Source organism: Vibrio sp. OPT41 (genome assembly GCF_015163595.1).
Lineage (GTDB): Bacteria > Pseudomonadota > Gammaproteobacteria > Enterobacterales > Vibrionaceae > Vibrio > Vibrio alginolyticus.
The window spans coordinates 1-25,687 of record NZ_JADDYH010000013.1; the positions used below are offsets into that span (position 1 = coordinate 1).

29 protein-coding genes are annotated in these 25,687 nt (G+C 45.0%); 16 read left to right on the forward strand and 13 right to left on the reverse strand.

Annotated elements, in window-relative coordinates; translation table 11 throughout:
- Nucleotides 1–146: 146 nt before the first annotated feature.
- Nucleotides 147–1,400 (reverse strand): uracil-xanthine permease family protein, encoded by a 1,254-nt coding sequence (locus tag IQP38_RS03130; protein WP_005389855.1) that lies wholly within the window; start codon nucleotides 1,398–1,400, stop codon nucleotides 147–149.
- A 365-nt stretch (nucleotides 1,401–1,765) separates the two neighbouring features.
- Between IQP38_RS03130 and IQP38_RS03135 the strand changes: the two genes are divergently transcribed.
- Nucleotides 1,766–2,974, forward strand: coding sequence for a DUF2066 domain-containing protein (locus IQP38_RS03135; RefSeq protein ID WP_005380405.1), 1,209 nt, complete (start codon nucleotides 1,766–1,768; stop codon nucleotides 2,972–2,974).
- Between the two features lie 140 nt (nucleotides 2,975–3,114).
- On the opposite strand, the gene IQP38_RS03140 is transcribed toward IQP38_RS03135, so the two are convergent.
- From IQP38_RS03140 to IQP38_RS03155, 4 genes are read right to left on the reverse strand one after another with little or no spacing between them, the layout of a single operon-like run.
- Nucleotides 3,115–3,555 carry a DUF2069 domain-containing protein gene (locus IQP38_RS03140; RefSeq protein ID WP_005380407.1) on the reverse strand — a complete coding sequence of 147 codons (441 nt, stop codon included), beginning with the start codon at nucleotides 3,553–3,555 and terminating at the stop codon, nucleotides 3,115–3,117.
- 22 nt (nucleotides 3,556–3,577) lie between these two features.
- Nucleotides 3,578–4,147 carry an NAD(P)H:quinone oxidoreductase gene (gene wrbA / locus IQP38_RS03145; RefSeq protein WP_193837305.1) on the reverse strand — a complete coding sequence of 190 codons (570 nt, stop codon included), beginning with the start codon at nucleotides 4,145–4,147 and terminating at the stop codon, nucleotides 3,578–3,580.
- Nucleotides 4,148–4,498 (reverse strand): arsenate reductase (glutaredoxin), encoded by a 351-nt coding sequence (gene arsC, locus IQP38_RS03150; RefSeq protein WP_005380410.1) that lies wholly within the window; start codon nucleotides 4,496–4,498, stop codon nucleotides 4,148–4,150.
- A gap of 16 nt (nucleotides 4,499–4,514) precedes the next feature.
- Entirely contained in the window at nucleotides 4,515–5,966 is a 1,452-nt protein-coding gene (locus tag IQP38_RS03155) for a tetratricopeptide repeat protein (RefSeq protein WP_005394337.1), read from the reverse strand.
- Nucleotides 5,967–6,223: 257 nt separating this feature from the next.
- Between IQP38_RS03155 and IQP38_RS03160 the strand changes: the two genes are divergently transcribed.
- Both IQP38_RS03160 and IQP38_RS03165 read left to right on the forward strand, forming a co-directional pair.
- Complete coding sequence (locus tag IQP38_RS03160) at nucleotides 6,224–6,460, forward strand: sulfurtransferase TusA family protein (RefSeq protein WP_193837312.1); 237 nt, start codon at nucleotides 6,224–6,226, stop codon at nucleotides 6,458–6,460.
- Nucleotide 6,461: 1 nt separating this feature from the next.
- Complete coding sequence (locus tag IQP38_RS03165; RefSeq protein WP_053306710.1) at nucleotides 6,462–7,535, forward strand: AI-2E family transporter; 1,074 nt, start codon at nucleotides 6,462–6,464, stop codon at nucleotides 7,533–7,535.
- A gap of 77 nt (nucleotides 7,536–7,612) precedes the next feature.
- Here the strand turns inward: IQP38_RS03165 and bcp are convergent, their stop codons facing one another.
- Both bcp and IQP38_RS03175 read right to left on the reverse strand, forming a co-directional pair.
- Nucleotides 7,613–8,083, reverse strand: a complete 471-nt coding sequence (bcp, locus tag IQP38_RS03170; RefSeq protein WP_005380418.1) for a thioredoxin-dependent thiol peroxidase — start codon at nucleotides 8,081–8,083, stop codon at nucleotides 7,613–7,615.
- A 16-nt stretch (nucleotides 8,084–8,099) separates the two neighbouring features.
- Entirely contained in the window at nucleotides 8,100–8,642 is a 543-nt protein-coding gene (locus IQP38_RS03175; protein WP_005380420.1) for a glycine cleavage system protein R, read from the reverse strand.
- A gap of 475 nt (nucleotides 8,643–9,117) precedes the next feature.
- Here IQP38_RS03175 and dapA point away from each other — a divergent pair, with 475 nt between their 5' ends.
- Together dapA and bamC are read left to right on the forward strand one after the other, a co-directional pair.
- Nucleotides 9,118–9,996, forward strand: a complete 879-nt coding sequence (dapA, locus tag IQP38_RS03180) for a 4-hydroxy-tetrahydrodipicolinate synthase (RefSeq protein ID WP_005380422.1) — start codon at nucleotides 9,118–9,120, stop codon at nucleotides 9,994–9,996.
- Nucleotides 9,997–10,076: 80 nt separating this feature from the next.
- On the forward strand, nucleotides 10,077–11,096 hold the full coding sequence (bamC, locus tag IQP38_RS03185; RefSeq protein ID WP_065274753.1) for an outer membrane protein assembly factor BamC: 1,020 nt from the start codon (nucleotides 10,077–10,079) through the stop codon (nucleotides 11,094–11,096).
- Nucleotides 11,097–11,202: 106 nt separating this feature from the next.
- Here the strand turns inward: bamC and IQP38_RS03190 are convergent, their stop codons facing one another.
- From IQP38_RS03190 to IQP38_RS03205, 4 genes are read right to left on the reverse strand one after another with little or no spacing between them, the layout of a single operon-like run.
- Entirely contained in the window at nucleotides 11,203–11,406 is a 204-nt protein-coding gene (locus IQP38_RS03190) for a DUF2897 family protein (RefSeq protein ID WP_005380425.1), read from the reverse strand.
- Complete coding sequence (locus IQP38_RS03195) at nucleotides 11,403–12,101, reverse strand: M15 family metallopeptidase (RefSeq protein WP_193837306.1); 699 nt, start codon at nucleotides 12,099–12,101, stop codon at nucleotides 11,403–11,405. The genes IQP38_RS03190 and IQP38_RS03195 overlap by 4 nt, the downstream gene beginning before the upstream one ends.
- 14 nt (nucleotides 12,102–12,115) lie before the next feature.
- Entirely contained in the window at nucleotides 12,116–13,252 is a 1,137-nt protein-coding gene (gene dapE, locus IQP38_RS03200; protein ID WP_005380429.1) for a succinyl-diaminopimelate desuccinylase, read from the reverse strand.
- An 18-nt stretch (nucleotides 13,253–13,270) separates the two neighbouring features.
- A complete protein-coding gene (locus IQP38_RS03205) occupies nucleotides 13,271–13,621 on the reverse strand; it encodes an ArsC family reductase (RefSeq protein WP_005380431.1) in 351 nt (116 codons plus the stop codon).
- Between the two features lie 291 nt (nucleotides 13,622–13,912).
- On the opposite strand from IQP38_RS03205, the gene IQP38_RS03210 reads away from it, so the two are divergent.
- Nucleotides 13,913–14,200, forward strand: coding sequence for a winged helix-turn-helix domain-containing protein (locus IQP38_RS03210; protein ID WP_005380433.1), 288 nt, complete (start codon nucleotides 13,913–13,915; stop codon nucleotides 14,198–14,200).
- A 34-nt stretch (nucleotides 14,201–14,234) separates the two neighbouring features.
- On the opposite strand, the gene IQP38_RS03215 is transcribed toward IQP38_RS03210, so the two are convergent.
- Together IQP38_RS03215 and IQP38_RS03220 are read right to left on the reverse strand one after the other, a co-directional pair.
- Nucleotides 14,235–14,567 (reverse strand): DUF4156 domain-containing protein, encoded by a 333-nt coding sequence (locus IQP38_RS03215; protein ID WP_005380435.1) that lies wholly within the window; start codon nucleotides 14,565–14,567, stop codon nucleotides 14,235–14,237.
- A 3-nt stretch (nucleotides 14,568–14,570) separates the two neighbouring features.
- Entirely contained in the window at nucleotides 14,571–14,924 is a 354-nt protein-coding gene (locus tag IQP38_RS03220; protein ID WP_193837307.1) for a DUF2956 domain-containing protein, read from the reverse strand.
- Between the two features lie 144 nt (nucleotides 14,925–15,068).
- On the opposite strand from IQP38_RS03220, the gene IQP38_RS03225 reads away from it, so the two are divergent.
- The 10 genes from IQP38_RS03225 (at nucleotide 15,069) to IQP38_RS03270 (ending at nucleotide 25,634) form a co-directional block, all read left to right on the forward strand.
- The gene (locus tag IQP38_RS03225; RefSeq protein ID WP_025768263.1) at nucleotides 15,069–15,554 is read left to right on the forward strand and encodes a DUF2919 domain-containing protein; all 486 of its coding nucleotides are present in this window, start codon (nucleotides 15,069–15,071) and stop codon (nucleotides 15,552–15,554) included.
- 46 nt (nucleotides 15,555–15,600) lie between these two features.
- Nucleotides 15,601–16,503 (forward strand): Dyp-type peroxidase, encoded by a 903-nt coding sequence (locus tag IQP38_RS03230; RefSeq protein WP_054576281.1) that lies wholly within the window; start codon nucleotides 15,601–15,603, stop codon nucleotides 16,501–16,503.
- Nucleotides 16,504–16,649: 146 nt separating this feature from the next.
- Nucleotides 16,650–17,789, forward strand: a complete 1,140-nt coding sequence (locus tag IQP38_RS03235) for a flagellin (RefSeq protein ID WP_193837308.1) — start codon at nucleotides 16,650–16,652, stop codon at nucleotides 17,787–17,789.
- Between the two features lie 263 nt (nucleotides 17,790–18,052).
- Nucleotides 18,053–19,186 (forward strand): flagellin, encoded by a 1,134-nt coding sequence (locus IQP38_RS03240; protein ID WP_005380447.1) that lies wholly within the window; start codon nucleotides 18,053–18,055, stop codon nucleotides 19,184–19,186.
- Nucleotides 19,187–19,474: 288 nt separating this feature from the next.
- Entirely contained in the window at nucleotides 19,475–20,605 is a 1,131-nt protein-coding gene (locus IQP38_RS03245) for a flagellin (protein ID WP_005380449.1), read from the forward strand.
- Nucleotides 20,606–20,697: 92 nt separating this feature from the next.
- Nucleotides 20,698–21,132 carry a flagellar protein FlaG gene (gene flaG, locus IQP38_RS03250; RefSeq protein WP_005384493.1) on the forward strand — a complete coding sequence of 145 codons (435 nt, stop codon included), beginning with the start codon at nucleotides 20,698–20,700 and terminating at the stop codon, nucleotides 21,130–21,132.
- Between the two features lie 21 nt (nucleotides 21,133–21,153).
- Complete coding sequence (gene fliD, locus IQP38_RS03255) at nucleotides 21,154–23,148, forward strand: flagellar filament capping protein FliD (protein ID WP_047102855.1); 1,995 nt, start codon at nucleotides 21,154–21,156, stop codon at nucleotides 23,146–23,148.
- Between the two features lie 3 nt (nucleotides 23,149–23,151).
- Nucleotides 23,152–23,457, forward strand: a complete 306-nt coding sequence (locus IQP38_RS03260; protein WP_005380456.1) for a flagellar protein FliT — start codon at nucleotides 23,152–23,154, stop codon at nucleotides 23,455–23,457.
- A gap of 12 nt (nucleotides 23,458–23,469) precedes the next feature.
- A complete protein-coding gene (gene fliS, locus IQP38_RS03265) occupies nucleotides 23,470–23,880 on the forward strand; it encodes a flagellar export chaperone FliS (RefSeq protein ID WP_005380457.1) in 411 nt (136 codons plus the stop codon).
- A 287-nt stretch (nucleotides 23,881–24,167) separates the two neighbouring features.
- Nucleotides 24,168–25,634 carry a sigma-54 dependent transcriptional regulator gene (locus IQP38_RS03270; protein ID WP_005384490.1) on the forward strand — a complete coding sequence of 489 codons (1,467 nt, stop codon included), beginning with the start codon at nucleotides 24,168–24,170 and terminating at the stop codon, nucleotides 25,632–25,634.
- The last annotated feature ends 53 nt before the right edge of the window (nucleotides 25,635–25,687 follow it).

Below are 25,687 nucleotides of genomic sequence, written 5' to 3' on the forward strand. Positions count from 1 at the left end.
AAATGAGGCCTCATACGGCTTTAAAATACAAAACGCCCGATGAAGTACATCGAGCGTTTTAGTTAAAAAGTGTCAACCCATATCAGGACGGGTCATACAAGAGGAGAAGAGTAAGACACGCCACCTAATAAAGCGGCGCAAACGAACTATTTCGCGCTTTCTTCTTCCATTTGTGCGTTATCCACAACGTGGTTTTCACCTAAATCGTTTGGTAGCACAAGGTTAAGAATAATTGCCACGATACCGCATAGGCTCACACCCTGTAGACTGAACTCACCAATACCGAAAGCCATACCACCAATGCCAAACACAAGTGTTACGGCAACAATCACTAGGTTACGAGACTTATGTAAATCAACGTTATTCTTGATCAGTGTGTTGAGGCCTACCGTTGCGATGGAGCCGAACAGCAGAATCATGATGCCGCCCATGACAGGAACTGGAATCGTTTGAAGAACCGCACCTAGCTTACCTACCAATGCAAGTACGATTGCGGTGATTGCTGCCCAAGTCATGATCACAGGGTTAAATGCTTTGGTTAGCATTACCGCTCCTGTTACTTCACTGTAAGTGGTGTTTGGTGGAGCACCCACCATCGAAGCTGCGATAGTTGCCACCCCGTCACCTGCGATTGTGCGGTGAAGGCCTGGTTTTTTCAGGTAGTTTTTACCTGTAACGTTTGAGATAGCAAGCATGTCACCTACGTGCTCAACCGCAGGTGCGATAGCGACAGGAATCATGAACAAAATTGCGTTGATATTGAACTCTGGCGCGGTGAAGTTTGGCATGGCTAGCCAAGCCGCTTGCTCTACGGGAGTGAAATCAACCACCCCGTAGAATAGAGAAACAGAGTAACCAGCAAGAATACCACCAACAATAGGAACGAGCTTCAAAAAGCCTTTTGCAAAAACGCTGAGTACAATGGTTGTGAGCAGTGAGACCGCCGAGATAATGATCGCAGCATCACCATTAACTAGCTGTGCAGCTCCATCACCAGTTTTACCTACCGCCATGTTCACTGCTGTTGGGGCAAGGCCAAGGCCGATAACCATGATCACAGGGCCAACGACAACGGGCGGGAGAATTTTATGGATAAATCCAACACCGCGCACTTTGATCATAGCCCCTAGAGCCACATAAACTAAGCCCGCTGCCATCAAGCCGCCCATCGTTGCACCGATACCCCAAGTTTGGATACCGAACATAATAGGAGCAATAAACGCAAAAGAAGAGGCAAGGAAGATGGGAACAGAACGTTTAGTCATTAATTGGAAGAGGAGGGTACCGACACCGGCACCAAAGAGGGCTACGTTTGGATCAAGGCCAGTTAGGAGCGGCACAAGCACCAAAGCACCAAAAGCGACAAAGAGCATTTGAGCGCCTTGTAACGCGTTTTTCATAATAATTCCCTATTTTCAAGATACGCAGACAAATCCGGCGAATACTATCATCCTGCAATCGTTTGCAATGTTGCATAGATCAAACTTTCGATTGAATTTTTCCCATAAATAGCACTTTTGAGAGTTGCTTGCTTGCAAATTGTCCTCTTTTACGTGTCTTGCGTGAAGATGAAAAATGGACAGCCTAACTTGTTGAGATAGCTTAATAAGCAATGAGTTTATTATAAAAAATAGCACTGAAGTGCTGGTTGAGGCCCGAGTTAACAAAGCTGGTCATAATACAGACAATTTACTCAGTACTTGCCTTGCTCAAGATTTGATAGTTGCTTATTATTCGGGTTCTTGTTCAGAGGATTATAAAAACTATGCGCTATTTAGCTCTCTTACTGATAGGTTGGTTGTCCCTACCAGTATATGCATTAACTCAGGTGGATATCTATCGTGCCGAAGTGGTTATCGACAGTGAGCAGAACGACGGTGAGTCTTTGGCTCGTCAACAAGGTATGCAGGATGTGATTGTTCGAGCGACCGGTTCTCAATCCTCTTTAAGCAATCCAGTGATTAAAAAGGCACTTAGCTCAAGTGCGCGTTACATTTCTCAACTAAGCTATGGGCAGGTTGATGGAAAAGCGAGCTTAAAAATGTTGTTTAACAACGACCAAATCAGCTCTCTTTTAACACAAGCACAATTGCCATCTTGGTCGCCAAATCGTGCCAATATTTTAGTTTGGATGGTTGAAGAACAGGGTTACGATCGTAACATTGCGTGGGAACATTCTGAATCTTCAAATGTTGCAGCACTTCGTAGCGCAGCGAAATTAAGAGGCCTACCAATCACTATCCCGGTTGGGGATTTTGATGATGTAACCGGTGTTAATGTCTCTGATCTTTGGGGCGGCTTTATTGAGCCAATTGGTCAAGCCAGCCAGCGCTACCCAGCTGACGCCGTTTTGGTTGTACGGGCTCAAGGTGAACAAATTCGTTGGACACTCTACGACCAGTCGCCAACGAGAATTGTAGAAGCGCAACGTTCTCCGCGTAGCGGGTCTGTATCAGGTGCTAATGCTATTGCAGAAATGGTGGATGGCATCGCAGACTACTATGCAAGTAAGAGTGCAGTTGTGGTTTCAGGAAAGTCTTCAAAAGCGCTAGCAGTGAAAGTCCTTAATGTAACCTCTGCCACGGACTTCTTCCGTTTAGAGAATGCGTTAAAACAACTTAATTCGGTTGCGGGTACAGAGATTAAGCGTGTTCAAGGGGACGAGTTAACGCTCAACATCCACCTTTTGGCATCACAACAAGCTTTTGAGAAAGAAGCTTCTTCTATTTCTCAATTAATGGTTTTTGAAGATCCTTTAGGTGAAGTTGATGCCCCAGCTTCAACTCAAGAAGAAGAGCCATTGGTTCAGAGTAATGAAGCAAAAGACGCCGCGACGCCAAAAGAAGCGCAGCCTGAAGTACCAGTAGATATTGTGGCAGAAGCAAGTGACGAAACACAGCCAACTCAGCCGATGATTGTGGAGCCTGCCCGAGAACAGTATGACTTGATCTACGAGTGGCGCTCGGCATCGTAATCTCCTTGGTAGCGTTCCAGGCGTGAAACGCAAGGATCAAAGACCAATGTGGTAAGCATAAAAAAGAGTCGCAATAGCGACTCTTTTTGTTTTCTAAATTCGTATTCGAACCAATGATCAGTGATTGACTGCAATTGGCGTTATTTATTGAATTTCGCTTTTTCTTCTTTTTCTACTTGAGAGAGGCGTTTCAACTTAAGACCTAGCTCTTTGCCTCTCGCTCTAGCAAACAAAATATTGCCAGCGAAACCGAGTGAAGTCAGTATCAGTTCCACTGCCGCAAGCCAGCGTTCACCCCCATCCACATAAAGGATGGTCAGAGCATGCAAGAAATACAGCATAAGAACAAAGTTAGCCCAAGCATGAGTGTAAGGCTTACCAGCTAAAATACCAGGCAACGGAAGTAGTAGCGGAATACACCAAGCAATAGCAAGTGTTGTGCTGCTGAGGTGAGGGTGAGGGGATAACGCAAGCTGCCAAATAGCGACCCAGGCTAATAAGGCTAAGTTGCCAAATAAAGCCAGGTAACGATAGGTTTTAGCCTGTGTACCGAGTGGTGTTTGGTCTAAAGAGTCAGACATCGATTAACTATCCTTGATTTTACTAACAGACTTTTAGTTTTAACGCTGCAGTTGCCAGCCTTTTGCCTAATTGTTGTGTCAGGCGAATCTCTTCACTGCTTAGGGTTGCCTCATGGCCTACACTGCTGGCGCCATACGGAGTGCCTCCGGACTGCGTAGTGTGTAACTCTGGCTCGGAATAAGGAATGCCCAAAACCATCATCCCGTGATGCAATAAAGGGGTCATCATGCTTTGTAACGTTGTTTCTTGACCACCATGCATCGAGGACGAAGAGGCAAAGACACAAGCAGGCTTATCGATTAAGTCACCACTGACCCATAAAGATGTAGTCTGATCCCAGAAGTGCTTTAAAGGCGCTGCCATGTTGCCAAACCAGACGGGACTGCCAAACGCTAGACCGTCGCACGTTTTCAGTTCCTCTAGAGTAACAATTGGATCAGAAGGGGAGTGTGAGTGAGGTGACAATTCTTCAACTGTACGCAAAACTGCTTGGCATTGAGGAGTCGATTCGACTCCTCTTGCTATTTGTCTTGCCAGTTGTTTTGTCGAGCCATGACGGCTGAAATACAAAATAAGGATCTGGCAATCCATTTATAAAATATCCAACACTTGCTCTGGTGGGCGACCAATTTTTGCTTTGCCGTTAGCAACGACTACCGGACGTTCAAACAACTTTGGATTTTTCGCCATTGCTTCGAATAATTGCTCATCGCTGACGGAGTCTTCGCCTAAGCCAAGCTCTTTATATTCACTTTCTTTAGTGCGCATCATTTCACGTACAGATGAAAAGCCAAGCTGGGCGTACAGCGCTTTTAGTTCATCCACGTTAAGTGGTGTGTCTAGGTATTTGACGACTTCCGGTGTAACACCATTTTGCTCAAGTAGTTCAAGTGTTTGACGGCTCTTTGAGCAACGAGGGTTGTGATAAATCACGACTGACATGGTTTTCTCCATTTCGTTATTGTAATGCCATGAATCGATCTCTTTGGATCATGAGTTGGTCGATACGGGCATCGTATCGCGCTTGCTCTAAGCTGCCCAACTTGGCCATTTTACTTGCTTCACTATAATATTGAATCGCTTTATTCCAATTTGCTCGCAATGCCAAAATTTCCGCTCGAGCAGCCAATTCTTCATCGCTACGCCCTAGCGCGTGGTAGCTCTTCGATATTAGGTGCCAGCCATTTGTATCTTCAGGATAGTCATGAGTGTATCTTTGAAGAACTCGCGTGGCTTGATCGTTTTTATTGTCCTCAAGTAGCGCATTGGCGTAGTTAATGGTTAATACTTTATTTTGAGGGTTACGAGATAACGCTTTACGGAGCATCTCGGTCGCTTTTTCTGGCTGCTTCTTCTCGATGTATAAATCCGTCATAGCATCCAAGTAAAACGGGTTACTTGGGTCTTGTTCCAGTAACTTTTTCAAAATTGGTTCCGCTTGAGATAAGCGTTTATTGTCTAAATGCACGAGTGCTCGACCATAATCAAAAGCAGGTGTAATGTCCGCAGAGGCTTTCTTTTGAGTTCGCTCAAACCAGCTCAGGGCGGCTTGTCCATCAATGCCAGCGTAACGAGCCACAATGCGCGCGCGAGCTAGATGATAGTCTATTGAAGGCACAACACGCATTGGAGGATAGGTTCTTGCTCGCGCACGGCTATCGGTAATTCGATCTTCAGGCAGAGGGTGAGTCAGGAGCATTGGTGGCGGTTTACTCGCGTAACGATACTCATCAGCAAGACGGCCAAAAAACCTTGGCATTGCTTGAACATCAAAACCGGCTTTTGCTAGTGTCGAAATACCAAAGCGATCCGCTTCTTTTTCGTTTGCACGAGTGTAGTTGATTTGACTTTGCATGTTGCCCGCGGTTGCTGCTGTAATTGCAGCCATCCCCGCTTCGGGTGAGGCAATTGAAAGCAGTAGTGCCCCCGCAAGTGCGGCTAATGTGGCCGGAGAGCGGCGTGCTTGTTCTTCCATACTCCGAGCAAGATGACGTTGTGTGACGTGCGCTATCTCGTGAGCGACAACAGAGGCCAGCTCACTTTCTGAACGAGCATGAAGAAACAACCCAGAATGCAGCGCTACATAGCCACCAAAAAACGCGAACGCGTTGATATTACGGTCGCGAATCATAAAGAAGTGGAACGGCGTTTTTACATCATTCGCATTGGCCACTAATTTGTGCCCAAGAGAGTCAATATATTCATTGATGACAGGGTCATTAACGATAGGTTTACTGGCTCTGAGCATACGCATATAGGCGTCGCCATAAATCAACTCTTGGTCTATTGAAAGCGTGCCACCAGCAGCTGTGCCAATGTCTGGCAAGTCAATGCTATTGGCATAAGTTGTCGGCGAACTGATGGCAGCAGCAAGACATAAGCAAACTAGCGAGCGAGTGCGTTTTAACATACGTTTACAAGGTTCTCCAAAATACATAAGCATGTGGTTACAGGTCGAGAGCCTATTAACAGCGCCACATACGTTTTGGTTATCCGTGAGGATATAAGCTAACAGTAAGACCGGAAATAAATGAATTGGTTTCGTAAATTATTTTATATCCGAGCTATTTCAGCATGTGGTTAAATCATGTCAGAAGTGCTAGCACCAGCTCAAAAAGCCGTTACAATACAACCCTATCATAAGTGCAGAGCAATACAATGGAATCCATGTTACTTGATTTGCGTGAGCAACGTTGTCCTATGGCACTGTTACTTGCAAAGCGTCATGCTGCTGAGGTCTTTCAAGGAGAAGCAAAGCAGTATCATCAACTTGTCATTCAAGTGGTGGACAACAGCTCTAAACGAGACATTGTGAACTATCTTAGTGCCCAAGGGTACTCGGTTGATTGCCAATCTATATCAGAGCACTACACATTGACTGTCTTCAATAAGGAATCCGCATAAGATGTTTGAAATGGTTAGTCGTTGGTATAAACGACGTTTCTCTGACCCTCACGCAGTAAGTCTCGTCGCGATCTTGCTGTTTGGCTTTATCACCATTTACTTCTTTGGACACTTGATTGCGCCATTACTTGTCGCGATCGTTTTGGCTTATCTACTTGAATGGCCAGTTGTCAAAATGTGTCGTATGGGCGTGCCGCGCACTTTGTCGGTTATTATCGTGATCTTGGTCTTTGTCGGGTTAATGTTAATTGCGTTGTTTGGCTTGGTTCCGACGATTTGGACTCAGGTCGGTAATCTAATTAACGATATTCCGAACATGTACAACGGGCTACAAAAGTTTATTGTCACATTGCCAGAGCGCCATCCTGAACTAGCCAATTTAGAAATAGTAGAAACCGTGGTGACGAACGCCAAAAACCAAGCACTGGGGCTGGGTGAAAGTGTCGTCAAAGGGTCGCTTGCTTCATTAGTTAGCATTGCAACGCTAGCGGTATATTTGATCTTAGTGCCACTCCTTATCTTCTTTTTGCTTAAAGACAAAGAAGAAATGCTGCGAATCGCAAGCGGTATTCTGCCGAAAAACCGTAAATTGGCGAATAAAGTTTGGCATGAAATGAACGAGCAGATATCAAATTACATTCGCGGTAAAGTGTTAGAGATTTTAATCGTGGGCGGTGTGAGCTACGTAACTTTTGCCCTTTTAGATCTTCGTTACTCGGCGTTGCTTGCCGTAGCCGTTGGTCTATCGGTTTTGATTCCTTATATCGGTGCGGCGGCTGTTACTGTACCTGTTGCTATCGTTGGTTTGTTCCAATGGGGTTTAACGCCTCCGTTTTATTGGTTGTTGCTTGCTTACGGTATTATCCAGGCGCTTGATGGTAACGTCTTGGTTCCTGTTCTGTTTTCCGAGGCAGTAAACTTACACCCAGTTGCTATCATTGTGGCTGTATTAGTCTTTGGTGGGCTCTGGGGTTTTTGGGGGGTGTTCTTTGCCATTCCTTTAGCGACATTAGTCAAAGCCGTATGGCATGCATTACCAAGCACGGAAGAAAACGAACCTATCGAACAAGAGTAGTTGTTACCAAAGGTACGATAGTTAAAAGAAAGCCCAGCAGTTTGCTGGGCTTTTTGTTTGTAGAAAAACAATAGCGTTTAAGCGTTTTCGTTTAAGTAGTTTAATACGACTTCGTGGTGATCTTTGGTTTTGAACTTGTTAAACACGTGTTCGATCACGCCTTCTTCATTGATCAGAAAGCTAATGCGGTGAAGACCGTCGTATACTTTGCCCATGAATTTCTTTTCGCCCCAAACGCCGAACTGGTCTGCAACGGCATGGTCTTCATCAGAAAGCAGAGTGAAGTTTAAATCATCGCGCTCGATGAACTTGCCTAGGCGCTTTACAGGGTCGATGCTTACGCCGAGTACTACCACGTTATGTGCATCGAGTTCAGCTTTGATGTCACGAAGGCCTTTTGCTTGTGTAGTACAACCCGGCGTCATCGCCTTAGGGTAAAAGTAGAAAAGTACTTTCTTGCCTTTAAAGTCTTCAAGAGAAACGGTATTTCCGTCTTGGTCGAGCAAAGAGAAGGCTGGCGCTGGCGAGCCTGCTGTCAGCGTATTCATTTTGATTTCCTTTACTTTATAGTGTGTTTTTAATGAAATTCAGAGAACCTTGTACGTTGAGCGACTTACAAAGTTCATCGAAGTCTTCTTGTAACTGCATCAAATTAAAATCCGCGCTTACAGATGCAGTAATCGCAATGTGAAACTGGTCAGAATCGAGTTGAATTTTCGACTTGCTGATGGTTTGCGCACTAAGAGAGTCTAAACCAATCTGCTGATCAGCGAAGAACTTAGTAAATTTTTCAGTTAACCCAGGGCGGTCTTCAGACTCAATAAACACTTCCATGGTGTAGCTGTTATCGAGCAGTTCGTGCGCCGCTGTGCGTTTCATGATCGTAATAAGGTCATGTTCTTGGCCAAGCAGGGGCAATTGCGTTTCAACTCGAGTCACGCTGCTGGCGTTCCCAGTCAGGAGCATGATCAGCGTAAATTCGCTGCCAAAGATAGCGATACGGCTATCGACTATGTTACAACCAGCTTGAGTAACGAGCTGTACGACTTGGTTACAAATGCCTGGACGGTCCGTTCCAACTGCTGTAAGTACCAGATGTTGCTTCATAAATGAGCTTCTTGTCCTTTCTTCAATAGAGAGATGTTAGCACAGATATTGCGAAGAAATATCGAGCCAGTTCTTTTTTAGTCTATAAAAAGCAGGAGGATGTTGAGGGGAGCGGTGGGAAATAAACAGTAAATGCAGGCTACAGGATAAACAAAACGTTTGCATGATGTGCTTGCCTATTGTCTGGCCGTTTTATTCACTTAGATCTGACTTGGCTAACAAGACCAAAGAGTATATTTTCCTTGCTTGTGCTCTTCAGTATTTTCCAAATCACTGATAGATTCTAAAGTCACTCGAAAGCCCAACACGATTATCAATATTGCCGTTAATCAAACCAAATAGAGCAATTAAGTTGCTAGACCTCTAACAACTGGTAATTATTCATTCATTTGTACTTTGTAAGCGAGTTTACGCTCTTGTGTTTTTCAATCGCATTACAGTACCATGCAGAAAGAGTTAAATGAGGGAGATAAACATGTTTTCAGGAAGTATCGTAGCGCTGATTACGCCATTCAAAGCAGATGGCGAAGTAGACTTTGATGGTCTGCAAAAGCTAGTAGAGTACCACGTTGAAGCGGGTACAGACGGTATTGTGGCAGTAGGCACAACAGGTGAGTCAGCGACACTGACCATTGAAGAGCATGTAAAGGTCGTTAATAAAACTGTTGAGTTTGCCGACGGTCGCATCCCTGTGATTGCTGGCACGGGTGCAAATGCTACCCATGAGGCAGTAACATTTAGCAAATTACTGGCTGATTCTGGTATTGCTGGCTTCCTGAGTGTGACACCGTATTACAACAAACCAACTCAAGAGGGTTTGTTTCTACATTACAAGGCAATTGCCGAAGCGAGTGATGTGCCTCTAATTTTGTACAACGTACCAGGCCGTACTGCTGTTGATATGCAGCCAGAAACAGTGGCACGCTTGTCAAAGCTTGATAATATCGTGGCTCTAAAAGATGCAACGGGCGATTTGGAACGAATTGCAATTCATCGTGAACTTTGTGGCGAAGATTTTATCTTACTAAGTGGCGATGATGCGACAGGGCTGGATTTTGTGAAACTTGGCGGCAATGGTGTTATCTCGGTAACGAACAATATTGCAGCTAAAGACATGGCAGACATGTTCCATTTGGCAAGTGAAGGTAAGTACGAAGAAGCAGAAGCGATTAACCAACGCTTGATGACTCTACACAAAAACCTTTTCATCGAAGCAAGCCCTATCCCAGTAAAATGGGCAGCGCAAAAGCTTGGTTTGATTGAAGAAGGTGGTTTGCGTCTTCCTTTAACTACGCTTTCTGAAAAATCGCAGCCGATCGTCGAGCAGGCGCTAACAGACGCCCATATTTATTAAGATTGAGCTATTAAGATTGAGTTACTAGGATTGAAGTTCATACTGGGGGCCAAAGCGCCCTCGGTGTTTTAGGAGTATAGATGAAGCTTTCAAGCCAGTTAGTGTTAAGTTCATTAGCTGTATTCGTATTGACTGCCTGTTCAGGTGGTGCCAATCAACGTCGTCAAGCAAAAGATGACTTCGAGTATTTGAACTCCCCCAATTTGGGTGAGTGGAATGTCCCACAGGGTGCACAGCCTCAGTTTTACCCTAACTACGAGATCCCTCAGGGTAACTACGCTGGTGGTGTCGGTAAAGATGTCGACATTCGTCCACCTCAACAAGTCCTAGAGCTTATTCCCGGTGCACGTTTGGACCGCAGTAGTGATGGTGAAGTGACACTTTGGCTACTTCGTAAAGATGAACTAGATAAAGTTTGGCAAACGGTGCAAAACATGGTCGCGGCCAACGAGATTCCAGTTGAAAGCCAAACAGACTCTCGCATCGAGACAGGATGGGTGACTTGGGATTCGCCAGATGAAGAGCTAGAAATTGGCAGCCGATATGAAATCGTACGCGCTGAAGCAAATGGTCGACACGGCTTTAAGGTGAGCATTATTGACTGGCGTGAAGGCAATCAAGTGAAAGAAGTAACGGCGACCAACCGTGAGCGCTACAATGTGTTCATGACGAACTTGGTCACCGCTCGCTACGATCAAGAAGTGCGTGAAGAAGCACAGCGTAAAGCGCAAGAGTTGGTTAAACAGATCCCAATCACAATGGGTAAAGACCGCAGCGGACTTCCTGTGATTATCGCGCGTGCGCAATACAACATGCTTTGGCAACGTCTGCCTAATATTCTACCTAAGATGGGCTTTAAGATTGAAGAGCGTAGCCAGTCTCAGGGCACAATCACTGCGAAATATGCATCTCCGGATGATGAATTCTGGAATGATATCGGCGTTAAACCAGTGGAGTTAGCCGCTGGTAAGTACACATTCTTACTTGGTGATTTAGGCAACCGTACGTCTATCAATATCACCGACTCCTCTGGCAAGCCAGTAGAAGAAGAGTTTTTGAAATCACTAGCGCCTGTATTGGCTGCAACAGTGAAGCAGTAAACAAAGCGAGCTTAACGCGGCGTGTTTACTTAATGATAGAAAAGGGACCTAGTGGTCCCTTTTTTGATGTTTAGATTAAATGTGTCGAGATGAAGCTGGTGAGTAACTAACGAGGCTCGTTTTTGTTTTTATCTTCTTCAGCGTAGCGCTGTTTATCCAATGTGTTCAGCTTATCTAAATCGTTCTTACGGCTTTTATCCATCTGACCAAACTTCATTTTTGCGGTATATTTGAGTGCGGCAATATTACCAATGACCACGCTCAACACTACAATAATAATGACCCAAGGATTGGTTAGTATTTCTATCATAGAGCCTCCGGCGGCGTGATATTGTGAATAAATTTGGCAACGACGTTATCCAAATTATTCAGTATGACGTCAATCCCTGCAATGTTGTCGGTCTGATTTTGTTTAATCAACTGGCTTCTGAGTACATCAAGCGTCAACTGCTCGAGGCATTGCTGCCCGACAGCGCGGTGACTAATGTGCCAAGGCTCAATCGAAACGCCACCTAAATCGTGCTGATAAGGAAAGAAGAAACCGAACCGACCAAGGTTGGCTTTTAACCATTGGTAGAACGCCTGCTGGTGGCCTTCGAGATACTCCCAAGGTTCCAACTTGAGTTTTGTGTCAGCAGGCAATAAATTGCGCGCATAGACATCAAAATCACAACCCCAATGATGACGACTTCCTCCGGGCAATGCCGACCAGCGCAAAATGGCCATCAATTTCTCTTTGTCATTTAACTCTGCTTTATTCAAAGGGCGGGAGTTGATGTCGAGAATTGGCAACTCACCAGAAAACTTCCCGTTCCAGATGGCTTTTTGGCGATTAAAGTCACGAAAACCACTGGCGATTTCCATTTTGAAACCTGCTTCGGTTGCGGCATTAATCATCTTCAATAAGTCATTGACTACTTTAGGGTGAAGCATAAATGCCTTTTGCCCCACTAGTGTGGATTGAAGATGGGAATCAGTGATTCCGGTGAGTTGCTCTGGTGTCATTGTGTTCTCGCTGATTACTTCGCCAATAGGTGTTTCAACGTGTTTTCGTACATGTCCGTCAACTTTTCAAGATCGTCGACTTTCACACACTCGTTCACTTTATGAATCGTAGCGTTAACAGGGCCTAACTCTACGACTTGACCTCCCATTCGAGCAATAAAACGACCATCAGACGTACCGCCAGTTGTAAGTAGCGCTGGCTTCGTATCATTGACTTCGGCCACAGCAGCTACAACCGCGTCTAGCAGTGCGCCCGTATCGGTCAGGAATGGGTCTCCGTTGAATGTCCATTTTAGGTCGTAGTCCAGCTCATGCTTGTCCAATGTTTCGGTAACACGCTGAACAATTGCGTCATTGTTAAGCTCAGTACTAAAACGTAGGTTGAACTGAACATGGAACTCGCCAGGAATAACGTTAGACGCACCAGTGCCAGCCGATACATTCGGGATCTGGAAACTAGTCGGTGGGAAGTAATCATTCCCTTTGTCCCATTCTGTCGTCGCGAGTTCATGAATCGCGAGTAGAGACTCGTGCACTGGATTGCTGGCTAGGTGAGGGTAGGCCACGTGACCTTGTGTTCCTTTTACCGTTAAATCACCAGTGATGGATCCACGGCGTCCATTTTTCACTACATCGCCAACCACGTCGGTGCTGGATGGTTCACCAACAATACACATATCGATGTTCTCACCACGTTCCATCAACGTTTCTACAACGCGAACGGTACCATTGATAAATGGTCCTTCTTCATCTGACGTAATCAAAAAGCCAATTGAGCCTTTGTGGTCTGGGTTTTCTTCAATGAAGCGTTCGACAGCAACGACCATAGCAGCTAGCGACCCTTTCATGTCAGCTGCGCCGCGGCCATGCAAGTAACCATCAATAATGGTCGGTTCAAACGGATGTGTATTCCAGTGTTCCAATTTGCCAGCTGGTACCACATCGGTGTGGCCAGCAAACGCAAATAGCGGCGCTTCTGAACCACGTCGAGCCCAGAAGTTCGTGGTGTCTTCAAATACCATCACTTCAATTTCAAACCCGAGTGCTTTTAAGCGCTCGATCATCAAATCCTGACAACCTGCGTCTTCCGGCGTTACGGACTGTCTACTGATCAGATCTTTAGCAAGTGCCAATACTGGACTGTCTGTCATCCTTGAGTATTCCTTTATTTAAGAGTTGAAAATGCTAGCGTATTGATCAGCTTTAAAACCGATATGAAGTTGATCATTCACTTTTAAAATTGGGCGTTTAATCATCGCAGGGTTTTCTACCAAAAGAGCGATGGCGTTTTCCTCGTTAAGTGTGTCTTTCTGCTCTTGCGCTAATTGGCGGTAGGTTGTGCCACGTTTATTGAGCACCTGTTCCCAACCTAAAGCGCGACAAAATTCACTTACCATTTCTGCATCAATGCCTTGCTTACGGTAGTCATGGAAGTCGTAAGCAATATCCTCGGCTTCTAACCATTTCTTGGCTTTTTTGATCGTATCGCAGTTGGGAATACCAAACATGGTAATCGACATAGTGTTTCCTTTTTCTTTGTTCTATTTTTCACTGGCGCGGTTAAGACGCACTTAAGTGATTTGGGCTGTTAAAGCATCCTATCAAGAAGCAATCAAACTGACAAAATGCGGTGGAAAATATTTTCAGATAGATTGAGATAACTAATGTCACATAACTTATTTACGATGAATGCGCTATAAATCGAATAAAAATTCGTCTAAATTAAATGGAAAAGTCGAGTTATTGATCAAACGCAACACCTCGCTGAGCAAAAACGAAATAATGAATCAGCACAATTTTAGGAGGTGTCAATGGAATTGAGTCCTGTTTTTGCAAGGCGGCTATATTTGGCCTTGTTGGTGGAAAACCTAGAAAGGCCGAATGTGCCAAAGTTGATCGAAAAAACGGGGTGGCCTCGTCGTACTATTCAAGATGTACTCAAGGCGTTACCTGGGATCGGCATTGAACTCATATTCGTTCAAGATGGCCGACGTCATAATGACGGCTATTATCAACTTTCAGATTGGGGGCCTTTTGATAGCCAATGGGTTCTAGAGCGGGAGAGAGATATCGCTAGCAGTCTTGGATTTCGTGCATAAGCCAGCAATTGCTGGCTTTTTTCATATTCAGGCCTCATCCATTGCAGCGGTAAGCGGAACCCAGCACGCTAAATGAAGTGATAAAATCTTGTGGGGAGACCATAAAAACGGTGTCCGCATCGATAGCCGCTGCATTGTTTTTTAAATCGTTCATCGCGCCTTGCATCATCGCGTCATTAGTCATGAAAATGTAGTTATACCAATGGCCTTCACTTCCGGTGACTTCGCCTTTGTATTCGCATCGCTCAGGGTCGAATTGCGCGTCAATGCGAATATGAACATCTTGACTTTGAGCATGAGTAAGGTGAGAAGGCATCGTGCAACCCGTTAGAAGCACGACAAAAAGTCCAAGTAACAGGCGTTTCATTAGCTATTTCCCCAATACTATGTAAGCAGCAAAGTCAATCCAGCTCAGGACAAGTAGTGTCCAAGGCAGTTTGCTTGATGAATGGTTTGGCGCATCGTCGGTGATATTGTCTTGTTCGATAATCTCTTCATGCTGACGTTGTTTTTCACGTTGCTGTTTTTTCTTCGCTTTATCGGCTTGGCGGTTGCGCTCTTTTTGTTGTTTCTTATATTGCGCGATGCCTTTTTCGATACCTTGAGCGATGAGCTTGGTTTGCTCTTTAGTTTGGCCGGGCTTTTGCGTGGATTTAGCAATTCTCATCGCTTCGGCTTGTGTTTCTTGAGAAGGCACAGGGGTGGCAGGAGTTCTTTTTTTCATGTTTCTCATCAACGTCGCTGTAAATCTTTGTTTAGTTTACCTGTGTAAGGTGCTGAAATGAACTTCAGTTCTCATCTTTGTTGGCTTGCAACTCTGAAACGATAGGTTAAAGTGACGTTTTTATCACATAAAGAAGAAGATGTTGTGCGCTATTCGTTTGACCAATATGACGCTCATGGATTTTTAAAGGCGCCGATCATTTTATGGGTGGGATGGATGTTTCTTGTGCGTTCATGGGTGGTGTTTGCCATGGCTGGTGTAAGTCGTGATAGTGGCAGTAAGCTACTCGCTATTGTTTACCCAGATTCAAGTACGTTGTATTTAGGTTTGGCGATGGGCATTCCAAGTTTGCTTCTTATGTGGTTAATGGGGCTTCGTCATCCCGACAGAGGATGGGTAAACAGAATTACTCGCTATGGTCGCGAGATCACTTTGATCTTGTGCGGTATTCAACTTGCTCAGACCATGTATCATGTGTACCTAGAACATGGAGTGTTTAATTGGGCAAACGCCCTTACCATTACCTTATTAGCTTGGTTTATGATCTATCTTCTAAATGGAAGATGGGTAAAAGACTGTTTTCATGTGCCACAATTGGCGCACGATGAACAGCAGCATTCAAAGAATTAAAAACAATAACTTCCCACTCTGGGGCAAAGTAATAGAGGAAACCTCAATGTCACAAGCTCAAACGGCGATCGTGCCAGAAGCCGGGCCATTTGCACTGTACACTCAACTCAAAGTGAACCAAAACCGTGAAAACGTATTAGAAAAACTGAAAGCACTACCAAAGTTGGTGGAAGAGTTAAACATTACCCAGCCGGGTGCAGCGCTGACGCTTTCTATCGCATTCACAAAATCGTTTTGGGAACACCTTAATGTAGACGCGCCAGAAGAGCTTATTGATTTTACTCAACTTGGCGAAGGTGACATCGTTGCTCCAGCAACAGACGTAGATGTACTGATTCACTGTCACTCGACTCGTCACGACTTGCATTTTTACGTGTTGCGTAAGTTCCTAGAAGAGACGGCACAAGATGTCACCATTGTGGACGAAACATATGGGTACCGTTACCTTGATGCTCGTGATATGACAGACTTCATTGATGGCACAGAAAACCCGAAAGGGGAGGCTCGCGCTGATGTGGCTCTAGTAAAAGAGGGCCCATTTGCTGGAGGCAGTTATGTTATGGCTCAGCGCTTTGAACATAACCTTGCCGCTTGGAATCGATTGAATGTCAAAGCGCAAGAAAAAGTGATTGGTCGTACCAAACCAGACTCTATCGAGCTAGAAGATGTTCCTGCTGCGTCGCACGTTGGTCGGGTTGATATCAAAGAAGAAGGTAAAGGTTTGAAGATTGTTCGCCACAGCTTACCATACGGGACGGTGACCGGAGCTCACGGTCTGTTGTTCATCTCTTACTGCAATACACTTCATAACATTAAAGTGATGCTAGAAAGTATGTACGGCGTAACAGATGGTAAAACAGACCAAATGCTTCGTTTCACAACAGCGGTAACAGGTGCGTACTTTTTCGCTCCTTCGCAAGAAATGCTCGCAGAGCTAGCCATCAAGTAAGTTCTCAGACTTTATTTCTTAAGCCCTCCAATTAGAGGGCTTTTGTTTTCTATTTCTATTCCAATCTCTTTTCAAAAAACACTAAACTTTTCTGTTACTTGGTCGATAAGTATCCAAAGCCTTAATTTATTTGGAGTCTGTGTCTCGTGGCGATCACCGTTAATACCAATGTAGCAGCACTTGTCGCACAGCGTCATTTGACCAGTGCAACTGACATGCTGAACCAATCCATGGAGCGTTTGTCTTCAGGGAAGCGTATTAACAGCGCAAAAGATGACGCGGCGGGTCTGCAAATCTCCAACCGTCTGCAATCGCAAATGCGTGGTTTGGATGTCGCGGTACGTAACGCGAATGACGGCATTTCCATCATGAAAACTGCGGAAGGCGCGATGAATGAGGTGACCAATATCATGCAACGTATGCGTGATTTGTCGCTACAGTCAGCCAATGGTTCAAACAGCAAAGCGGAGCGCACTGCACTGCAAGAAGAAGTTTCTGCTTTAAATGATGAGTTAAGTCGTATTGCAGAAACGACCTCCTTTGGCGGACGTAAATTGCTGAATGGCACATTCGGTACATCGTCTTTTCAAATCGGAGCAACGGCTGGTGAAGCGGTACAAATTGGCCTGCGGACCATGCAGCCGGAATCTTTAGGTAGCTTTTCAATGAGCTCATATCAAAGAGTCAGTTCAGATTGGACGGTTCAAAACGGAAATAATGAAATTGTTATCAGCTACCGTGATAACAATTTTGAAGAGCAGGAGATCCGTATTGAAGCTAAAGCTGGCGACGATATAGAAGAACTCGCGACTTACATTAATGGGCAAACCGATAAAGTGAAAGCGTCTGTTAATGAGGAGGGGCAACTGCAGTTACTCATGTCCCACAAGGACGCCATAAAATACCCTGGACCAACCTTCAGTGGTGGCCTGGCTGATGAGTTAGAAATTGGCAAGTATGTCACCGTAAATAGAACGGTAGATAGTATTGATATTAGCACGGTCGGTGGCGCTCAGATGGCGGTCGGCATTTTAGATGATGCTTTGAAAACGGTAGATGGCAGTCGTGCGGAGTTAGGCGCGTATCAAAACCGCTTTAATCACGCGATCAATAATCTCGATAACATCCACGAAAACTTAGCTGCTTCCAACAGTCGTATCCAAGACACTGACTACGCGAAAGAAACCACGCAAATGGTGAAGCAGCAGATTTTACAACAGGTCAGTACTTCTATTCTGGCGCAAGCAAAACAAGCGCCAAACCTAGCATTGACCTTGCTTGGCTGATGAATGGCCTTGCCCGAATTTAACGCAAAACCTGCCTGTATCGACAATTCGAAAAGAAGCTTTAGCGAAAAATGAAAGTTTTTTTGCTTTTTTATCCGCTTTGTCACGATTACCCCTCCAAACGAATTATTTTCAAAAAAATCTAAAATTTTCTCTAAAGAAAACAGGGCATGCGCCGTTAATAAAAGTAACTTTGAGAGAACTACTTGGTTTTCCGAGACGTCGGAAACCGCTACACCGGAAAATCAATTGGAGAAATCACCATGGCAGTGAATGTAAACACTAACGTATCAGCGATGACCGCTCAGCGTTACCTAAACAACGCAAACTCAGCTCAACAAACTTCTATGGAGCGTTTGTCTTCAGGTTTTAAAATCAACAGCGCAAAAGATGACGCTGCGGGTCTACAAATCTCGAACCGTTTGAACGTACAAAGCCGTGGTTTGGATGTAGCGGTTCGCAACGCGAACGACGGTATCTCAATTGCACAAACTGCTGAAGGTGCAATGAACGAGACCACTAACATTCTTCAACGTATGCGTGATTTGTCTCTGCAATCAGCAAACGGTTCAAACTCGAAAGCAGAGCGCGTTGCGATTCAAGAAGAAGTGACCGCACTCAACGACGAACTAAATCGTATCGCAGAAACAACCTCTTTCGGTGGTAACAAGCTACTAAACGGCACACACGGTGCGAAATCGTTCCAAATCGGTGCGGATAACGGTGAAGCAGTGATGCTTGAGCTAAAAGACATGCGCTCAGACAACAAAATGATGGGCGGTGTGAGCTACCAAGCTGAAAGTGGTAAAGGTAAAGACTGGAACGTTGCTGAAGGTAAGAACGACCTAAAAATCAACCTAACGGACAGCTACGGCCAAGAGCAAGAAATCAACATCAGCGCAAAAGCGGGTGACGATATCGAAGAGCTTGCGACTTACATTAACGGCCAAACTGACCTAGTGAAAGCGTCAGTAGACCAAGACGGTAAACTGCAAATCTTCGCTGGCAACAACAAAGTTGAGGGCGAGGTCGAGTTTTCAGGCGGTCTATCTGGTGAACTAGGTTTGGGCGAAGGTAAAAAAGTGACGGTAGATACTATTGACGTAACCTCAGTCGGTGGCGCACAAGAATCTGTTGCAATCATCGATGCGGCACTGAAATACGTAGACAGCCACCGCGCAGAGCTGGGTGCATTCCAGAACCGTTTCAACCATGCAATCAGCAACTTGGACAACATTAACGAGAATGTGAACGCGTCGAAGAGCCGTATCAAAGATACAGATTTCGCGAAAGAAACGACGGCAATGACCAAATCACAAATTCTATCGCAAGCGTCAAGCTCAATCCTTGCGCAAGCGAAACAAGCGCCAAACTCAGCGCTAAGTCTGCTAGGTTAATTTCAAACCTAAGACGAGAACCTCATTGGCTCGTGGTGAGAGATGAGCGAGTAAACCCAGCTTCGGCTGGGTTTTTTTCTGCCTTTAAAAGAGCGAAGGTATTCATCAACGGCAATATTAGAGCTTTATCACACTTCAGTAAGCCAAAGAAAATAATCGCAAAAAATTGAAAATTTCTCCTAAAGGATATGCATACGTCGCCGTTAAAGGGACTGAGAGAAATGAGATGTACCTAAGTGAGGTGAGAGACACGACGGTACATTCACTAAAGCCTTAAGGAGATCAATTATGGCGATTAACGTTAATACTAACGTTTCTGCGATGACTGCACAGCGTTACCTGAACCAGGCAGCTGACGGTCAACAAAAATCTATGGAGCGTTTGTCTTCGGGTTACAAAATCAATAGCGCGAAAGACGATGCTGCAGGTCTACAGATTTCAAACCGTTTGAATGCACAAAGCCGTGGCCTAGATATGGCAGTGAAAAACGCAAACGACGGTATTTCTATTGCACAGGTTGCTGAAGGTGCAATGAATGAATCTACCAACATCCTACAACGTATGCGTGATCTTTCGCTTCAATCGGCGAACGGCTCTAACTCAAAAGCAGAACGTGTAGCGATCCAAGAAGAAGTAACAGCGCTAAACGACGAGCTAAACCGTATTGCTGAAACTACCTCTTTCGGTGGTAACAAGCTTCTAAACGGTACTTACGGTACTCAATCTTTCCAAATCGGTGCGGACTCAGGTGAAGCAGTGATGCTTTCTATGGGTAACCTACGCTCAGACACTTCAGCAATGGGTGGTAAGAGCTACGCAGCAGAAGAGGGTAAAGACGCATCTTGGACTGTTGGTGAGAAAACAGAGTTCAAAATGAGCTACACCAACAAGCAGGGTGAAGAGAAAGAGCTATCAATCAGCGCTAAGCAAGGCGATGATATTGAACAGCTAGCGACATACATCAACGGTCAAAACGATGATGTAAAAGCCTCTGTTGGCGAAGATGGCAAACTACAAGTATTTGCTTCTTCTCAAAAAGTTGAAGGTGATGTTGAGTTTTCTGGCAACCTAGCAGACGAGATCGGCTTTGGTGGTCCGAAAGACGTAACAGTGAAAGACATCGACGTAACCACAGTAGCTGGCTCTCAAGAAGCAGTAGCGGTTATCGACGGCGCTCTTAAGTCCGTAGACAGCCAACGAGCTTCACTCGGTGCTTTCCAAAACCGCTTCAACCACGCAATCAGCAACCTAGACAACATTAACGAGAACGTTAACGCGTCTAAAAGCCGTATTAAAGATACTGATTACGCGAAGGAAACCACTGCGATGACTAAGTCGCAAATTCTTCAGCAAGCAAGTACTTCAATCCTGGCTCAAGCGAAGCAGTCTCCATCTGCAGCGCTAAGCTTGTTGGGCTAAGTGGTAAACCCAGCCTGAGGTCAACACCTTAGTGCTGGGGCACCAAAGCGATAGATTCTATCGTTAGCCCATAAGGTGGAAGGGAGATTGTAATGGATATATCCTCCTACGCATCGAACATCCAGCCTTACGGCACGCCAAATGGCACAAAGTTTGCAAATAAAAATGGCAATGATATAGGCACGTCTAGCCCAGCAAATTCAAATGGTGAGATTTCGCCGCAAAAAGCGAAAAACACCGAATACGACTTCTCTGTTCAAGCTGCGATCGAGATGGCTGAAAGCCGTCAAGAACTGAACAAAGAAGAACGTGAAAAATTGGTCGCACAAATGAATGAATTTGTAACGTCCATAAACAAAGGAGTCGCATTTCGAGTGGATGAAGAATCCGGACGAGATGTGGTGACGATTTATGAAGCCAATACCGGTGACGTGATTCGTCAAATTCCTGATGAAGAAATGCTAGTGGTATTGCGTCGCCTAGCTGAGCACACAGCCAACAGCGGGTTGTTGACTGAAAAAGTGTAAGTCGTTTTTAGAGGTGATTTGATGAGTTTAGGCCCTTTGGGGATGTCTGGCGGCATGGATATTAATTCCATGGTCAGCAAAATTGTGGATGCCGAACGCGTACCAAAGCAGCAACGCATCGACAACGAACGCACGACAATTAATGCCAGTATCAGTGCTTACGGACGACTCAGAGAATCATTGGATACGATGAAAAATCTCATGGCGAACTTTCGTCAGGAGAAAGCATTTGCCGTTCGCACCGTCGAAACGACCAATGACAATATCGTATCTGCCACGGCAACCACAGATGCTATCGCTGGCAAATATGCTATCGATGTGTTGCAGCTTGCTCAGAGCCATAAAGTCGCTTCTGACGTATTGCCAGAAGACGCAAAATTTGGCCCTGGTAAGCTGCAGATTTCGCTTGGTGATGAGCGTTTTAATATCGATGTTCGTTCCCGATCTAAGCTCATCGATGTCGTACGTGGCATCAATGGCGCTAAAGATAACCCTGGCGTTCGTGCATCTCTTATTAACGACGTCGAAGGTCCACGCCTTATCCTTGCTTCTAACCTCTCTGGTAAGGATCATCAAATCAGAGTCAGTGTGGAGGCAGAAAAAGGCAACCCTCTTAAATATTTCGAATACCAAACACTTGAAGACCGCGTCAACGCGCTTGAAGAAGCTCGTTCAGCGGCGGAAGATGTCTTAGGTCCTCTTAAATTTCCGGAACAACCAGCAGAAGAGCTGGATGCAAACGGCAATCCTCTACCTCCAGAAGAGCAAAAAGCGGCAGACGATGTACAAGATGATGCATCGCAAGCGCCAATCTCTGCGGCGGGTGCAGAAGCAGCCAAAGCTGGTCAAGAAGCCATTGATGAAGCCAACCGACGCGCGAGTTTACGCCCTGAAGACAGAATTCCAGGGTGGACAGAAACTGCGTCAGGTACTTTGTTGGACTCTTATGAAGAACCAGAGCTCGAACTCGACGAAAAGGCAATAGAGAAGGCACCAGATGTACCAGGCTGGAATAATGCCGCATCGGGCACCCTAACCGATTCTTACGTTACGACGAAAGAGGCTAAGCAGCTTCTTGAGCAAGAAAAAGCGGAAATCGAGCAAAAAATTGCGAGTGAAAAGCAAGCGTTAGACGAAAAAGTGGCACGTGGTGAACTTTCCGAAGCGCAAGCTAAGCAAATTCATCGCGCTAAACTTGATCCTCAAGAACGTGAGCGTCTGGAAAAAATTGATGAAGCAGAAGCGAAAATCGCAAAGGCACAATCTGCTTTTGAAGAATACCTTGGAATGACAGAAGTACAAGCAGGGCAAGATTCAGAAGTTCTGCTTGATGGAGTGGCAAAGCTATCTAGCCACAACAATGTGATTGAAGATGCGATCGAAGGTGTTGATTTAACGCTAAAAGGCAAATCAGAACCGAATAAACCGCCTGCTGAAATTGGTGTCGAGTACGACCGTCAAAGTGTACGCAACGATATCGAAAACTTTGTGGCAGCGTATAACTCGTTTTATCAAACCTCCCAAGCGTTGGCGAGTGTGGATCCGGTAACTGGCCAAAAAGGGCCGTTGTCAGGTGACAGCACCGTACGCAGTGCAGATTCACGATTAAAATCGGTCTTTTCTACTCGAATCGATAAAGCACCTGAAAACCTAAAGTCCTTAACAGAATTTGGCATTACGACCACACGTCAAGGCACCCTAGAAATCAACTATGACATGCTAGACCGCCAGTTGAACAATAACTTCAACGAGTTAGAAAAGTTCTTCGGTGGCAACACAGGTTTTGCTAAACGAGTAGAAGATGCGATTCACGGTATCACAGGTATTACAGGCAGTATTCGTACTCGAGAAAAAAGTCTCACAGAACAAAACTACCGTTTGAGTGACGATCAAGCGGCATTAGATCGCCGCATGGAAAGCCTAGAGAAGCGTACTCATGCGAAGTTTACCGCGATGCAAGATGCGACCGGTAAAATGCAAGGCCAGTTAGGCGCTTTGATGAGTGCGTTGGGTTAATAAATGCAAAAAGAACTCATGGAAATTAGTGATATAGATCAACTAATTACGCAAGAATTAGAAAAAATTGATTTTAATGCTGAAGAAATTCTTCGCTTGGTCGATATCAGGGAACGGTTATTGCAAAACCTGTTACCAATTATTCATCAAAATCCTTTGGTTAAGCAGGATGCAGAGTGGCAAGCATTGCTAACTCGTACCAAAAGAATTGTCGAGCTGATGCAATCGGAAACGTCAAAGGTCGGAAAAGAGCTCCATAAGTTTCGTTATGGCCAGCGTTCACTTCAGCAGTACAAAAAATTTATTTAAAAGAGGATTACTATGCGCGGTTCTTTGCAAGCATACAAAAAGGTATCAGTCGACAGCCAGCTTAGCGCGGCTTCTCCGCACAAAGTCATTCAAATGCTTATGGCTGGTGCGATTGAGCGCCTTATTCAAGGTAAAGCAGCCATGCAAGCAGGCAATATTCCAGCAAAAGGTGAGCGCTTAGGTAAAGCGTTAGACATCATTATCGCGCTACGCAGCTGTCTATCTATGGATGACGGTGGTGATATTGCTTCAAACTTAGATTCACTGTATGAGTTTATGATCACGCAAATTTCTGCTGCTAACCATCAAAATGAGCCTCAGCTGATCGACGACGTTATCGACATTATCCGTGAGATCAAGTCCGCTTGGGACCAAATCCCAACAGAGTTTCATAATCTTACCGCTGCTGAAGTTGGTATTTAATAGTCAAAACAATGCGTTAAGATACTAGACGAATATATTTGTCAATTGCGCAACGAGTTGTGTAGCAAAGTTTCTATCAAGCTCACACCTCTCCATTGCTTGGTTGCCTTATTTTTATATTCAAATAAAATAGAAGCCATTAGTAGCCCTAATGGCTTTTTTGTTGCTGATTTTCCTATTTTGTCTATCGTAAATTGAGTGTGGTGGTTCTGCCTTCTTTAGCACCCAATTGCGCAAATCAAGGTTTGGCCGCAACGCACCTAAAATAAAGGCAATCATTCTTACTTATGCATGGTTTGGCAAAGCTGCTTGTAATTGATGATGACGCATCAAGTCGTTTAAATTTAAGCAATATATTGGAATTTGTTGGAGAAAATTGCGAAGCGGTCAGTTCTGATCAGCTCAGCGATGTTGATTGGTCTAGCGTATGGTCGTGCTGTATTGTTGGTAATATTCCAGCAGGTCAAGCGGCGAGTACGGTTATCTCTCATTTAAACAGCGCTTACCACATCCCTCTTCTAGTCATGGGCCGTTTTCCTTTGCCTGTTGATGATCTTCCAAATTTTGTTGGTGAACTAGAGCTGCCGCTTAATTACCCACAGCTTAGTGAAGCGTTACGCCACTGCAAAGATTTTCTGGGGCGAAAAGGAGTGAATGTTGTTGCTAGTGCACGCAAAAACACGCTTTTTCGCAGCTTAGTTGGTCAAAGTAGAGGTATTCAAGAAGTTCGACACCTGATTGAGCAAGTATCAAACACGGAAGCAAACGTGTTGATCTTAGGTGAGTCCGGTACGGGTAAGGAAGTTGTTGCGCGTAACATCCACTATCACTCTTCATACCGCGATGGCGCATTTGTACCTATTAACTGTGGTGCAATACCGCCTGAGCTCCTAGAAAGCGAATTATTTGGTCACGAAAAAGGCGCGTTTACTGGTGCGTTAACTGCCCGTAAAGGTCGATTTGAGCTCGCAGATGGTGGCACTATCTTTCTTGATGAGATTGGCGATATGCCAATGTCGATGCAAGTAAAGTTGCTTCGTGTATTGCAAGAACGCTGCTTTGAACGTGTAGGTGGCAATAGTACCATCAAGGTAAATGTTCGAGTTGTGGCGGCGACACACCGTAATCTAGAAAATATGATTGAAGAAGGTACGTTCCGAGAAGACTTGTTCTATCGTCTGAACGTGTTTCCAATTGAGATGCCAGCGCTGAAAGAGCGCAAACAAGATATACCATTGCTGCTGCAAGAACTGATGACACGTTTAGAGGCGGAGGGCGGACAACCTATCTGTTTTACACCTCGTGCAATCAACTCACTGATGGAGCATAACTGGCCGGGCAACGTACGCGAGTTGGCTAATCTTGTTGAGCGAATGATTATTCTGTATCCAAATAGCTTAGTGGATGTAAACCATCTACCAACCAAATATCGCTACAGTGACATCCCAGAGTTCCAACCAGAGAGCAATCCATTTGTTTCGGTGGAAGAGCAAGAGCGTGATGTATTCCAAGATATCTTCTCTGAAGATTTTAGCTTTGAAGATCAAGACGACCTTGATCACAGCATGAACGCCCCGCAAGCGCTGCCACCGGAAGGGGTTAATTTGAAAGAGCTGCTGGCTGATTTAGAAGTTAATATGATCAGCCAAGCATTAGAAGCGCAGGGTGGCGTTGTAGCAAGAGCGGCCGATATGCTGGGTATGCGACGTACTACGCTGGTGGAAAAAATGCGTAAGTACAACTTACAGCGCTAGGTAAAGTGAAGTTTTAAGACGATATCTGAATTATCACTTGTGCTAGTTAACAT

Coding starts and splice junctions, on each gene's coding strand:
- IQP38_RS03190 (WP_005380425.1), bottom strand. CDS start 11,406: ATGATAGAAATACTAACCAATCCTTGGGTCATTATTATTGTAGTGTTG.
- IQP38_RS03230 (WP_054576281.1), top strand. CDS start 15,601: ATGTCACAAGCTCAAACGGCGATCGTGCCAGAAGCCGGGCCATTTGCA.
- IQP38_RS03195 (WP_193837306.1), bottom strand. CDS start 12,101: ATGACACCAGAGCAACTCACCGGAATCACTGATTCCCATCTTCAATCC.
- wrbA (WP_193837305.1), bottom strand. CDS start 4,147: ATGGATTGCCAGATCCTTATTTTGTATTTCAGCCGTCATGGCTCGACA.
- fliS (WP_005380457.1), top strand. CDS start 23,470: ATGCGCGGTTCTTTGCAAGCATACAAAAAGGTATCAGTCGACAGCCAG.
- IQP38_RS03215 (WP_005380435.1), bottom strand. CDS start 14,567: ATGAAACGCCTGTTACTTGGACTTTTTGTCGTGCTTCTAACGGGTTGC.
- IQP38_RS03245 (WP_005380449.1), top strand. CDS start 19,475: ATGGCGATTAACGTTAATACTAACGTTTCTGCGATGACTGCACAGCGT.
- dapE (WP_005380429.1), bottom strand. CDS start 13,252: ATGACAGACAGTCCAGTATTGGCACTTGCTAAAGATCTGATCAGTAGA.
- fliD (WP_047102855.1), top strand. CDS start 21,154: ATGAGTTTAGGCCCTTTGGGGATGTCTGGCGGCATGGATATTAATTCC.
- IQP38_RS03260 (WP_005380456.1), top strand. CDS start 23,152: ATGCAAAAAGAACTCATGGAAATTAGTGATATAGATCAACTAATTACG.
- IQP38_RS03220 (WP_193837307.1), bottom strand. CDS start 14,924: ATGAAAAAAAGAACTCCTGCCACCCCTGTGCCTTCTCAAGAAACACAA.
- IQP38_RS03240 (WP_005380447.1), top strand. CDS start 18,053: ATGGCAGTGAATGTAAACACTAACGTATCAGCGATGACCGCTCAGCGT.
- bcp (WP_005380418.1), bottom strand. CDS start 8,083: ATGAATACGCTGACAGCAGGCTCGCCAGCGCCAGCCTTCTCTTTGCTC.
- IQP38_RS03210 (WP_005380433.1), top strand. CDS start 13,913: ATGGAATTGAGTCCTGTTTTTGCAAGGCGGCTATATTTGGCCTTGTTG.
- IQP38_RS03205 (WP_005380431.1), bottom strand. CDS start 13,621: ATGTCGATTACCATGTTTGGTATTCCCAACTGCGATACGATCAAAAAA.
- IQP38_RS03155 (WP_005394337.1), bottom strand. CDS start 5,966: ATGTTAAAACGCACTCGCTCGCTAGTTTGCTTATGTCTTGCTGCTGCC.
- flaG (WP_005384493.1), top strand. CDS start 20,698: ATGGATATATCCTCCTACGCATCGAACATCCAGCCTTACGGCACGCCA.
- IQP38_RS03165 (WP_053306710.1), top strand. CDS start 6,462: ATGTTTGAAATGGTTAGTCGTTGGTATAAACGACGTTTCTCTGACCCT.
- dapA (WP_005380422.1), top strand. CDS start 9,118: ATGTTTTCAGGAAGTATCGTAGCGCTGATTACGCCATTCAAAGCAGAT.
- IQP38_RS03270 (WP_005384490.1), top strand. CDS start 24,168: ATGCATGGTTTGGCAAAGCTGCTTGTAATTGATGATGACGCATCAAGT.
- IQP38_RS03140 (WP_005380407.1), bottom strand. CDS start 3,555: ATGTCTGACTCTTTAGACCAAACACCACTCGGTACACAGGCTAAAACC.
- IQP38_RS03135 (WP_005380405.1), top strand. CDS start 1,766: ATGCGCTATTTAGCTCTCTTACTGATAGGTTGGTTGTCCCTACCAGTA.
- IQP38_RS03175 (WP_005380420.1), bottom strand. CDS start 8,642: ATGAAGCAACATCTGGTACTTACAGCAGTTGGAACGGACCGTCCAGGC.
- IQP38_RS03160 (WP_193837312.1), top strand. CDS start 6,224: ATGTTACTTGATTTGCGTGAGCAACGTTGTCCTATGGCACTGTTACTT.
- IQP38_RS03130 (WP_005389855.1), bottom strand. CDS start 1,400: ATGAAAAACGCGTTACAAGGCGCTCAAATGCTCTTTGTCGCTTTTGGT.
- bamC (WP_065274753.1), top strand. CDS start 10,077: ATGAAGCTTTCAAGCCAGTTAGTGTTAAGTTCATTAGCTGTATTCGTA.
- arsC (WP_005380410.1), bottom strand. CDS start 4,498: ATGTCAGTCGTGATTTATCACAACCCTCGTTGCTCAAAGAGCCGTCAA.